The organism is Flavobacterium sp. I-STPP5a (genome assembly GCF_009764685.1).
In the GTDB taxonomy this organism is placed as follows: Bacteria; Bacteroidota; Bacteroidia; order Flavobacteriales; family Flavobacteriaceae; genus Flavobacterium.
In genome coordinates this window covers 88,980-101,087 of sequence record NZ_VHLM01000059.1, presented here as the reverse complement: position 1 = coordinate 101,087, position 12,108 = coordinate 88,980, and the positions used below count along the sequence as shown (strand labels likewise).

General features: G+C 31.0%; 9 protein-coding genes, 1 tRNA gene and 2 rRNA genes. 4 read left to right on the top strand and 8 right to left on the bottom strand.

Annotated features, from left to right (window positions below; all coding sequences use genetic code 11):
- The 3 genes from FJV36_RS11975 to FJV36_RS11965 all read left to right on the top strand — a co-directional run.
- Positions 1-124 (top strand): 23S ribosomal RNA (locus FJV36_RS11975); the annotation flags it as partial.
- A 172-nt stretch (positions 125-296) separates the two neighbouring features.
- Positions 297-406, top strand: a 5S ribosomal RNA gene (gene rrf / locus FJV36_RS11970).
- A gap of 59 nt (positions 407-465) precedes the next feature.
- A tRNA-Phe gene (locus FJV36_RS11965) sits at positions 466-538 on the top strand.
- Between the two features lie 93 nt (positions 539-631).
- Here FJV36_RS11965 and FJV36_RS11960 read toward each other — a convergent pair.
- On the bottom strand, positions 632-1,123 hold the full coding sequence (locus tag FJV36_RS11960) for a thermonuclease family protein (protein ID WP_158981154.1): 492 nt from the start codon (positions 1,121-1,123) through the stop codon (positions 632-634).
- 93 nt (positions 1,124-1,216) lie between these two features.
- Here FJV36_RS11960 and FJV36_RS11955 point away from each other — a divergent pair, with 93 nt between their 5' ends.
- On the top strand, positions 1,217-2,020 hold the full coding sequence (locus FJV36_RS11955) for a hypothetical protein (RefSeq protein ID WP_158981152.1): 804 nt from the start codon (positions 1,217-1,219) through the stop codon (positions 2,018-2,020).
- A 1,180-nt stretch (positions 2,021-3,200) separates the two neighbouring features.
- On the opposite strand, the gene FJV36_RS11950 is transcribed toward FJV36_RS11955, so the two are convergent.
- The 7 genes from FJV36_RS11950 to FJV36_RS11920 all read right to left on the bottom strand — a co-directional run bounded on the left by FJV36_RS11950 (position 3,201) and on the right by FJV36_RS11920 (position 12,066).
- Positions 3,201-3,611: a protein-export chaperone SecB gene (locus tag FJV36_RS11950; protein ID WP_158981150.1), complete on the bottom strand. Its 411-nt coding sequence runs from the start codon at positions 3,609-3,611 to the stop codon at positions 3,201-3,203.
- A 3-nt stretch (positions 3,612-3,614) separates the two neighbouring features.
- Positions 3,615-3,905 (bottom strand): hypothetical protein, encoded by a 291-nt coding sequence (locus tag FJV36_RS11945; protein ID WP_158981148.1) that lies wholly within the window; start codon positions 3,903-3,905, stop codon positions 3,615-3,617.
- A gap of 20 nt (positions 3,906-3,925) precedes the next feature.
- Positions 3,926-4,447 (bottom strand): hypothetical protein, encoded by a 522-nt coding sequence (locus FJV36_RS11940; protein ID WP_158981146.1) that lies wholly within the window; start codon positions 4,445-4,447, stop codon positions 3,926-3,928.
- Position 4,448: 1 nt separating this feature from the next.
- Positions 4,449-5,642: a GIY-YIG nuclease family protein gene (locus FJV36_RS11935; RefSeq protein WP_158981144.1), complete on the bottom strand. Its 1,194-nt coding sequence runs from the start codon at positions 5,640-5,642 to the stop codon at positions 4,449-4,451.
- The gene (locus FJV36_RS11930; RefSeq protein ID WP_158981142.1) at positions 5,635-7,566 is read right to left on the bottom strand and encodes a DEAD/DEAH box helicase; all 1,932 of its coding nucleotides are present in this window, start codon (positions 7,564-7,566) and stop codon (positions 5,635-5,637) included. Before FJV36_RS11930 ends, FJV36_RS11935 begins: the two co-directional genes overlap by 8 nt.
- 72 nt (positions 7,567-7,638) lie before the next feature.
- The gene (locus FJV36_RS11925) at positions 7,639-9,291 is read right to left on the bottom strand and encodes an RNA-binding domain-containing protein (protein ID WP_158981140.1); all 1,653 of its coding nucleotides are present in this window, start codon (positions 9,289-9,291) and stop codon (positions 7,639-7,641) included.
- Positions 9,292-9,297: 6 nt separating this feature from the next.
- A complete protein-coding gene (locus FJV36_RS11920; RefSeq protein ID WP_158981138.1) occupies positions 9,298-12,066 on the bottom strand; it encodes a DNA methyltransferase in 2,769 nt (922 codons plus the stop codon).
- Between the last annotated feature and the right edge of the window lie 42 nt (positions 12,067-12,108).

Genomic DNA, 12,108 nt, shown 5'->3' with positions numbered 1-12,108 from the left:
CGAAACCCACCACAAGATGAGATTTCTTTTAAGGGTCGTGGGAGATGACCACGTTGATAGGCTATAGATGTAAAGGCAGTAATGTCATAGTCGAGTAGTACTAATAACCCGTAAGCTTATGTACACCCTTTTCCTCCCGAGTAATCGGGAGGGAGAAACTTTCTAATACACTTTTTATATTCTTTATCTCAGTATGTTAAGATATTTGCTCGACGCAAGAGCAGTCAAAAAGCGAAAGTCACAAGTCCAAAAGGTAACTTTAGACTTTAAGACCTTCGACTTTAGACTAACAACCTTAAGGTGGTTATTGCGGCGGGGCTCACCTCTTCCCATCCCGAACAGAGTAGTTAAGCCCGCCTGCGCAGATGGTACTGCAGTTATGTGGGAGAGTATGTCGTCGCCTTTCTTTGAAAGCCCATTCTAATCGGATGGGCTTTTTTTATATCATTTACTTTTTACAAGTAAGGTACCTTAGCTCAGATGGTAGAGCAATGGACTGAAAATCCATGTGTCCCTGGTTCGATCCCTGGAGGTACCACTTTAAAAATCCGTAATACACTTGAAAATCAAGTAATTACGGATTTTTTATTTTGTTTTTGTACGGTTTTTGTACGGTATTTTAAATATAGTTTTAGAAAATATTAATTATTGAATATAAACCTTTTTTGCTTGTCTTAGCTTGTAAATTCCATTCTTGATACAATGGAAGCATTTCGCAGAAAACCTCGTTATATGGCTTCGCATAGCCTTCTTTTATCATAATTTCGTTCAAAACTCTACCATCGTTTAAAATAAGATATCCTAAATGTCTTCCATATTTATCAACTAAATTATTTTGTTCCTGTACTAATGTGCAATAATCACCCAAATTAACTTGATCTTTTAAAAAGTTAAATGATAAATAACCTAATTTGATTAATAGTGCAGCTGGAACTTGCAACTCTTTTTCATCTTTTTTTATCTTGTTACAATAATTTATTTCGGGTGCATCTATACCCAAAAATCTAACTTCAAATTCCTTTTTTGAAATAATATCTTCTAAAATAATTCCATCACCATCAACAAACTTTACAATTTTGAGAAGGTTTTTTTTAATCGTTGTTTCTTTTGCGTTAAAATGCATTATTTTACTTTATTTAATACATTGTAAATCAATACTTTACGTTGTAAATTTAAATGAAATTTTTCACAAAACATAATTATTTTTTTTAAGCTTATGGCTCAACAAAAAGGACATGTTAAATATGTCGGGACGTTAGGAGAAGTTCGTCACTTCAAAATTAAAGGTAACACTGGTTACTATGCAGGATTAAAAGGAGGACCAACAGGAGAGCAAGTAAAAACCGCTCCGGGTTTTGTTCGTACTCGTGAAAACATGTCTGAGTTTGCAGCATGTGCAATGGCAGGAAAATCTGTTAGAATTGCTTTATCAGCTTTAATGAAACAAATGACTGATAGCCAATTTACAGGTAGATTAACTGCTATTATGAAAAAAATAAATATTGAAGATGGTTCAGAAGCCAGAGGACAAAGAGCTGTCTTGGTTTCACAACAACCTCAATATTTAAGAGGATTGGATTTTAATAAGAACATTTCTTTTAATGGTATTCTTAGTGCTCCATTTACATTAACTGCAACAGTTGATAGAAACGAAAGTACTTTATCATTACCAGCTTTTAATCCAATGAGTTTTTTAAATGTTCCATCAGGAGCGACACATTTTAGAATTATCAATGCCTTAGCTGCTGTATCGGATTTTGTTTATAATCCCGCTACAAGTGCTTATGAGCCTGCCGAACCAACATTAAACGAGTTGTCAGATGTTGCCTATTCTGCTTATACTCCTGTTAATGCAGTGACTTCATTAATTGATATTACAGCAACCTTGCCAGGTTCTCCAACCTTAACGACTAATATTGCTGTTTTAGGTTGTGTTGGTATTGAGTTTTATCAAGAAGTTGGAGGAAACTACTACTTATTCAATGCAGGTAATGCAATGAAAGTTCAAGAAGTATTCTAAAAAGACCATCAGTTTGCAAGTTTGCAAAGTCTGCAATGTTGCAAAGTAAACCCTTTCGAAAGAGAGGGTTTTTTATTTTGCACTAATTTATCTATAATCCGCACTCATATAGGAGTTATAGTGCATTTAAGTACGGAATATCTACGAATTAAGAGAAAAAAGAATAAACGTTTTTTTATCCATTCCACAATCGCAAGGAAGCCCGAAACTTTCCATTCAAAAATCAACATGCGGATTGGTTAAAATTTGAGCTGTTTTTTTTGAAATAATGCCTACCGCTTAATTTCAATCGGAGTGAAAAACGTCTGGCATTATTTTAAAAAAAATTGCACCCTAAGGGGTTTGGGGAAATGGGAGATTTCCCCAACTGAACTCTACCTAGTGCGTTGGCAGTAGCGAAACAAGGGTATAGTTTTTTATTTGCTTAACGATATTTTCTGATTGTTTTTATTGACGGCTTGATGCTAGATTGGTCTTTTTAAAATCGGGTTTGTTTATTTATTGAATTGTTCTACGACATTGTATAGCATCAAGACGACTTAAAAACAATTTACTACCAATGTTCTGGCAAATAAAAAACTATACTCTTGTGGGCAAATTTGATTTTTGAGGATGCCTGACTTGTCTTTTGAAATGGGTATTTTTTATTTACTACAAATGTTGTTGTGTTACGTTATGGCATCTTCAAAAAACAATGAAAATACTTTACCGCTTTTGGGTGGGAGCGTTGGCTGAGCGGATATTTTACATAATGAAATTATAGTTCTAAAAAAAAACCATCAAAAATATTAACGCTTTTTTTTGAACTATAATGTTGCCTTCATTATGTAAAATAGCTTGGGAGTGGTTTTTAGCGTTGGGAAGCTCTTGTTTTTCGAGCGTTGGGAAAGTGCAGGGCTTTTTTTGCCTGTTTTATGTGCGATGGGGTTGGGAAAATAAAACAGGCAAAAAATGCTTTGCACAGCTGGGGAAAAAACAAGTGCTTAGAGCGTTGGGAGAAAACCACTAGAGCGTTGGCAGAGCGTTGGGTTGGGTGGGTGAAAATACTTCAGCGATAGCGTTCCTATTTTTTTAATATTTGTTTTTACTTAATTATTAACGAAATGAAGCAAACAAAGAATTGATGCTAGGAATACTTGGACTAGGAGCGATTTTTGTGCAGATGAATGAGGTAATAATTTTAGATATTATCTTTTACTGCTGGTGCTGAAGGCTTGTTAGCAAAATTAAGAGGTGGTATTATTATTGGTTTCATACCCGTTTGTATTACTAAATTAGTAATAAATGCTCTTATGTAAGGATAGACAATAGAAGGAGAACTAATGTTAATGTAATTATCATACACTTTTTGTTCAACATCGCCTATGATTTCAAAATAACCTACTGTTTGAACAATTAGATTAAAATTTTTTTCTTCATTAGAAATTGTTACAATAAACTCAGATTTGAATATGTTTTTATTTTCTTCTTCTACATGAGTTAAATGATTTACGTTAATGTTAAAATTGCCTTCAGAAAAACCTAATGGTTTATCAAAGACAACCTTTATTACATCGTAACCTTTAAAATTTAAAGAAGCTTCAGTTGCCATAATTTATGCAGCTATAGGATATTCAGGTTCTGAACTTGAAACTAAACCTGTGAATAAAGAATTTGATATTGTATTAACAGAAGAACTGTAACCTGTGTGTGATGAAATATTACAGCCAATTCTATTAGATAGCATAATTTTTTCTTCTTGAAGTTTTGCTCTTAATAACATTTCGGAATTACGCATAGCTTTTTTAGCCATTCTTTCAGAAGACCACTTATTCCAATCTTCATTTGACATATTGTCAATAATTTGATTGAATTTAGAGTTTAACTTTTCCCAATTTGCCATCATCATGTATATTTTATCTATTATTAAACACAAACAAATGTATTTAATTGTGCAAAGTTAGTTATTTTTTCTGGTTCATTTACCCTAAATTGTATTCTTTTTTTGTAGTAATAACCATCAACCTTTATTAAATCATTGTTAAATGGCAGGTCTTGAAATCTAATTACACTTATATCTTCCCAAACATTGTGATCATCAATGAAGTCATTAAATTCCTCTAATGTTGGTTTTTTGTGAAATTGTTTAATGTACATTTTAGCAAATTTTTCTACAGTATTTAAAAAATGATAATAGTCCTCTTCATTAAAAACTGTATCAATAAATTCTTCATTGGTAAAAGTAATTGTAGCTTTAAAAATTGTATATCTCCTTGTTTTATTACAATTTTTACACTTCATAATTTCTCCCCACCATTTACTAAATTCATAATCTTGCCAAAAATAATAACCATCACCTAACCACATATCATTGCCAGTACCTTGAATTGGGAATGTTAGTATTGGAAATCTATATTCTTGAGTATGAAATACTTCAAATGATCTCATCCTATCTATTTATTATTATTTTACTTTCAATATCATACCTATAATTCACAATCTCCCCGCTTATAATTAATTGAATTGATTGTTCTATTACTTCTAATGGAGCTATGAACCATTCTCTAGGTGTGTGACGAATTTTATTTTCATCAAATATATCAATGTTTAAACAAGAGCTGCCAAAGAAGTTATGAAGTAGTTGTTCTAATTTTTGTGGGTTCATATTGTAGCATTTCCAAGCACTTTCTATTTTGACTTTTGCCATTAAATAAGTTGGTTCTTTTTCTGCATTTTTTATTCTTTCCAATACATCAACCTTTGAATATCCAATTTTAAATAGGTTTTCTATTGATGCAATTTTTTCATCTTTACTTTTAGAGCTTAACACATAAATAAATCCTGCTTCTTCATCTTCATCAGTAATATTGCTAAATTTCTCTACAAAGCTTTCGTTTACTTTATCAATATTTTCAGATACTACTTGACCATTAGCATATAATATCTTTTCTACTGACCTTTTAAGCATATTTGATACTGTACCATTTTCGAAAATACATCTTGTTCTGCCATCTTCTCTAACTCTTGTGCCATCTTCTCTATAATGCTCCTTTTTTGTGATTTGAATTTCTTCTAATAAGAATAAAACACCGTTGTGAACGTAATAAGCTCCTTCACGTAAGTTACCCATTTTGAAATCAACTAATTTTCTTTTGCCACTAGCTAAATCTTTTTGAATGTCCTTGAATAAATGTTCGTATTTATCAAAGTCTTTCATTGGCTTTCTCCTAGCTACAAAGTCTGTTGAAACTCTTTCATCAGGTTTTGGTGTATGTTTGAAATTAAATAAATCTGTATCATCTTCAAATAAATCAAAGGTATCATCATTTAGAATATCATCAATTGAGTTTATCTCTTTTATTTCGAAATCAAGAAGATTGTTAGTATCTATATCCTTTAATTGTTCTTTCTTCTCTGGATTTTCTCTAATGCCTTTTAATCTAGTGTATAATTGATATTCTGATACGTTTGAAATGTTTGGTTGTGGTTCTCTTTTATTTTTTTCTACAAAATCATTGATTTCTTGAAATGAATTTAATAACCTTTCATCTGTTGTTTTTGCTCCAGAAGATTTTGGTTTGACATTTAGAATATCAAACGGATCATTATTGAAAATATCGTCAAGTATTGAATTTTTATCCATTTGCTAAACGTTTTCTTTTTTCTTCTTTTAAATAAATAATACATTCTGCCATTCTTCTTTCTAATGGGTCATTTGCATTTAGACTTGGCTCTTTATCATGTAATTTTTTAAATTCCACAATTTTGGGCCACAATATTTTGGCTTCTTCAAAATCCATTTTAATACGAGTTGCTTCAATTGTATCTTGGATAACTTTCAACACTTTAGTAGTAACTGATTTTGATAATATTTCATAAGCTTTTTGGAATGGATTAACCGCATCAATTAAGTCAATATGTATATCATCAATATTAATGAATTTATCTGCTAAACGAATAAATCTTTGGTCGCCAACTTCTTTAATTTCTCCACTTTTAACTACACTATCAACAACCACATATTGTCTGATTTCTTCAACTTCATCTTCTGTTAATTCAGGATATTTTATTTTAATGATTTTTGGAATTAAAACTCTGTTGATTACTTCTGCATCAATAGTACCTGACATTGTTTTTAACATGTTATCATCTTGCAGTATTGTAGCTTTTAAGTCATTCAAATCAGCTTCTATAATATCTTTAACCCTCTTTGAACTTGGTTCTTTAAATCCTCTTACTTTGATTGTTCCCGGCTCTGCATCATCATCATTATCAAGCTTTGTTTTAAATTTGAAATTAGGTGCTAACACTTGCTCCATTAATAATGATGCTGTAATTGCCTTTAGCATATCATTAGTGGCTTTCTTAACATCGTCTTGGATTGCTTCGGGTTGTGCAATTAAATTTGTAAATTGAGCATGTGTTTTATTATTACTATCTCTAGTACATCTACCTATAATTTGAATAATTTCGGTTAATGATCCTCTATACCCAACAGTTAAGGCATGTTCACAATAAGGCCAATCAAAACCCTCTTTTGCCATACCTAATGCTATTATCAAATCCATATCGTCAACAGAAGAAATGTTTCGTAAATAGTTAACTATTTTATCTCTTTCTCTTGGTGTATCTTCAACTAAATCAGCAATTTTAATAATCTTTTTATCTGTATGTCTTTCAACATAAATAACTCCTGTTTCACTATCTTGTCTTAAAACACGACCAATAGCATCAATAATAAAATCTACTTCATTATGCTTGTCTTTTGTACTTTCTCCTGAGTTTACATTTGGAATATGAACAATAGTTTTTAAATCAGTATCTAACACATCAAGTATAGCTTCTGTATATTTTCCTGTGTAAAAATGATAGCCAATACCCAATGATTTTAAATAGTTATAACCGTTTAATTGTTCGTAATAGTTATATGTTACTTTAGTAAACTTTGCTTCGTTCTCTGGTGTTAAAATAGGCACACTATCACCTCTGAAATATGAACCTGTCATTGCTATAATATGAGCTGTTGACTTATTCATTATTACTTTTAATAGTTCTCCTAATCTGTTGTTTACATCGGCAGAAACGTGGTGAAATTCATCAATAGCTAATAAAGTATCATTTAATTTTGTTTCATCTAAAGTATCACAAGCAAAACGTAATGTTGCATGTGTGCAAATCAAAATCTTTTCATCGCTATTAATAAAGTTATGAAAGGCTTGTACTTTGCTACTGCTACCATCATCGCCAGGTGTACAAAGATTATAATTGTCGTTTGGCTCCCAATTTGCAAAGAAACCATCTTTCATTAAATCAGTTTGAGAAAATGAACTACCAATTGAACGCTCTGGAACAGCTACTATTACCTTTTTAATGCCTTGATTTATCATTTTATCTAAAGCCAAAAACATTAATGCACGAGATTTACCCGATGCTGGAGGTGCTTTTAATAATAAATATTTTGCATCACGAGCTTCAAAGGCACGAGATTGCATTTCACGCATTCCCATTGTGTTGGTACTTGTGCTTTTTCCTGTTTGGTGGTATGATACGTTTACTAAATTTGGCATATTAGTTATTTTTTGTAAGAGTTTATATTTCGTCTAAAACTATGTCTAAATAGACGTCTAGCAACGTCTAAATTATTCATTGTTTAGACGCCAAAAAGTTTTATCTAAAAAGATTACACCTTCACGTTTCATTGATTGTAATAGATTTTTAACTTTATCTTTCTTTTGTTTAGGAGATAAAAGATTTGGTAATTTATCGTCTAAAAGGTTTTCGAAATCTGAACGTTGCCCGCCTTTAAATTTAACGATATAATCTTTTATCATTTTTTTGCAATAATCATCTTCTATACCTTTTAATTTAATATACTCTGTTTCCATGCCTGTTGCAGACGCAATTGAAGATGATATATGATAATGGGGTTTTCTACCTTCAATTAACCCTTTTTTCTTTAATAACTTAGATGCTTCATCATTAATAGGGATGTCTTTCTGAACTTTATCTAATAGAATTACTTCGGTTAAACTTAAATCATCTTTCTTTTCGATTAATAATTTCGAATAATTTTCGTCGATAGTATGACCGTATATTTCAAGAATTACGCTATCTCTTGTTGATTTTGTATAATCGGGTAATGGGAAATATCTTTTGCGTTGACTTTTGTACATTTTATGAATACCATATCCTAAACTATCTATCATGTTAAGATTAACCATTGCATCAGCTAACCATTTGTTACGATATTTATTAGGTGTTTTTTCACCTGCTGTGTAGTCTTCTGCTGTACCTTCAAAAAAACTACCTTCGTTACTAAATATTAGTTTGTTTATTTTTTCTGTTAAAATTATACGTGAATGTCTGCTGTAATCTTGGTGAGCAATACAATTGTTTAATGCTTCTAAAATAACTTCGGTATCGTATTTAATTACTTCGGCTGCTACTAATTGATTATCAGGGAAGAATTTATAATTTACGTTTCTAATTTTAGCCAAAACATTATTTACTTCTGTGTATAATGGCATATTAAAATGTTGGTATGCTTTTTCTTCAGTATCTAATTTCCATGTTATTTGAGCCACAGCAGGAGAAAGATAGTGTGCTGTTTCGGGTTTACCTAGTAATATTAGTGCTGTATTTGTTATTTTACCATCTACAGTAATTTTTAATTTATCTAAAAATGTTTTTGAGGACCAATTATCAATATCGTTGTAGAAAGGCTCATTTGTATTTTTTTCTTTATATTTTTCTTTTGCTATTTTAATTGCGTTTTCATCTAAATCATCAATACTTGCCTTATCAACAATTTGAGCTGACCAATCTGTTTGTGAGTTATAAATGGCTCTTAAATAATGAGGATATTTTTTTAAATCGGTTAAACTACTATCAAAACGAATGTAAGGATAGAACTTGAAATTAGTAGGTTCGCCAATTGCTGCAGGTATTCTGAATATTTCAACATGCTGTGCATTATAATCACAAGTGAAATGATCAAACTTAATAGATGGACTTAAATAACGTTTTATCCATAATTCTAATTCTTCGTTGCCTTCTTTACGATTTTTAAACTTGTAATTCGTACCTTCTACCTCGTGAGTGTCATCATTTATACCAAAAACTAAATAGGCAAAAGATTTATTTGCAATGCAAGCTGCATTTGATAAACCAGAAATATATTGTCCTAGCTTTTCATTTGTAGTTACATTACCTGTTTTGAACTCTACCCATTCATTCTCTTTGGGTAAGGCTCTTAACTCATCTATTAAAGAAATTAAATCTTGATTTGTCATCTTAAATTACTTTATCTTTTTACTTTTTTTGGCTTTCTTTTCTTCTTGAAATAACGTGTCTTTTGTTTTTTCCTCTGCAATCATTTGTTCGTATAATTTGAAAAGGTATTCTAAGCGTTCTTCGTCTGTTTCGAAAGGTTTACTGCGATAACAACGTTCTACTGCTAAATCATTTAATCTGTGAGCTTCACGCAAACCTTTTGGCATTTTCTCTGGGTCGTATAATTGAGCTAATGTTTTTTCGGAATGATTTTCTCGTTCTTCTAATATTCTAAATGCACATTGTGTTAACTCTTGTTTTTGAGCTTCTGATATTTTTGGAAATGGGAATGTATTATAACAAACTGCTGATGTATATCTAATACGATTTTCTAATTTACCTGCAACAGTTTTAACCCAATTATTATGAATTCTTGAAGTAATAACACTAAAAATGTACATCTCTGGGTCATGAATAATACTTGCAGAATTTGAAATTATTACATCATTATTAAGGTAGCCAATCGGAATGTATTCTCTGCGTTCAGATGAAACAGTTGGAATAATAATTAGGCGTTCTTTGGGTTGATTAATCCAAGCAAACTTATATGGAGTGTTTATACAATTTTGACCTCTTGTTCCACCATTAATCCTTGCATTTCTTACGTTTTCAATTCTCTCATTTATAGGAGGAATTGTTTTTGCAAATTCATAGTCACCATCCTCAATCCATAAACACCATCTATTTACATCATTAATGAATTCTTCTGAACCAAATAATCTTCGAATTAAAAAATTTGCATTTGGATATAAATTTAATAATTCATTTTTTTCATTATCGCTTAAAATAAGATTACCACCATCTAAAGCACCACTACCATCAGAAATTTTAGGTAGTTCGGATAAAGCATGTTTACTTTTATTTACAACAATGTTAGGATAGTCAATTAAGTATGCATTAATATTACTAGCTTTCTTTTTAATGAAATTATCATAAATGAATTTATCAGCTAGGGAAATCTTTCTAATACCAATTATTGTACAAGCAACACCTGCATTTGATTTAGCATTGTTAGACCACTGAAAAGATGCATAACAAAAAAATATTTCAATTTTTAAATTAAATATGCTAGGCCATAAAGTTGAAACTTGTGTTCCTTGACAAATTGAATTTGTTGTTACAAATGCAGCTTTTATATAATTGCCATTTATAAAAGTTGCTGCTTTATAAAACCAACATGAAATATAATCAAGTGATTTAAAATCTGGAACTTTAGAAAGTATCAATTCCATATCCTTTTTTTGCTCTAAATTTTGCATTTTAAAACCAACGTAAGGAGGATTTCCTAAAATATAAATTTCATCATTTTCTTTTTTAGGACATACTTTTTCCCAATCTACTCTAGTTGCATTGCCGTGAACGATATTACCACCTGCTTGTAATGGTAATGTTGGTGTGCTTTCTCCTAATACTTCTTTGAACTTTTGGTTCATTTGGTGCTGTGCTAACCACAAAGATAGAATTGCAATTTCGTGAGCAAAATCGTCTAGCTCTATACCAAAGAATTGTGCTAACTCTATGCGTGAAAATAATGTTGGTTGGTATTGTGCTGCTAATGTTAATTGTGCTTTTGGAATTAGTTCTAATTGATAAGGTTCAAAACCTGTTGCTGCTTTTTGTAATTCTTGTAATTGAAGTAAAATTTTAATTTCAAGAAAACGTAATTCTTTATAAGCAATAATTAGAAAGTTACCACTACCACATGCTGGATCAAATATTTTAATTTTGCTTAAACGTTCTAATAGTTTAATTAGTTTTTTTGGTTCGTATTTTCCGCTTTCAAATTCTTCGTTTAATTCATTTAAAAACAAAGGTTCTATAACTTTCATAATGTTAGGAACGCTGGTATAGTGCATCCCTAAACCACCACGATGCTCAGGCGTAATAACTGCCTGTATCATTGAACCAAAAATATCGGGATTAATAGCTGACCAATCTAAATCACCTGCATCAATAATAGCTTGACGAGAACGACGTGTAAAAGTTGGTGTTTTATGTTTGTGTTGAAATAAACCACCATTTACATAAGGAAATTCACTTAGATATGCCGGAAGTTCTTTTCTGTTTCTATCATGTGTATTAAGAACATCAAAAAGTTTATCAAGATAATCGCTTAAATCACTACCATCTGTTTGCGTATGTGAACTTATTGCATTTGTAAACTGACCTTTCTTAAAAATATTGGTATCTTCTGCAAAAAAGCAAAATAATAATCTTGATAAAAACACATTTAAACCATGAATGAACTCAGGAGAATTATCAGGATTGTCTTTTTTGATTTCGTCAAATAGCTTTGCCATTTTTTCGGCTGCTTTGACATCGGCAGGATTTTCATTTTTATGGGTGGCTTTTTCCATACCTGCCCATGGTAAAAAGAAATCGAAATGATTAGGTAAAACTTCTAATTCAATATCAAGTGTATCGCTTGTTTTTGTATCAACCGCCAACAACGTCTTAAAATCAGTAACGATTATAAAACGCTGTTCTTGTTTAGTTTCTTCTTTGCATTTGGTTATAGCAACGTGTAAATCTTCATTTTCAACTGGCTTGAATAATACCTTTTTTTTCCAAGATACTTCGCCTTGCACTTTAGAAAGATTTAAGTTACCATTTTGAAGCCTTGTTATTGATGCTTTAGGTAAACCATAAGCCAACAACAAATCGAAAACGAACGTGTCTTTACTAAAATTTTTAATCAGGTTTTGAAGATTATTTTCAATTTGTGCTATATTCATCTTATTGAATTTCTTTGTAAAAACTCAAAAATAAGACATTAT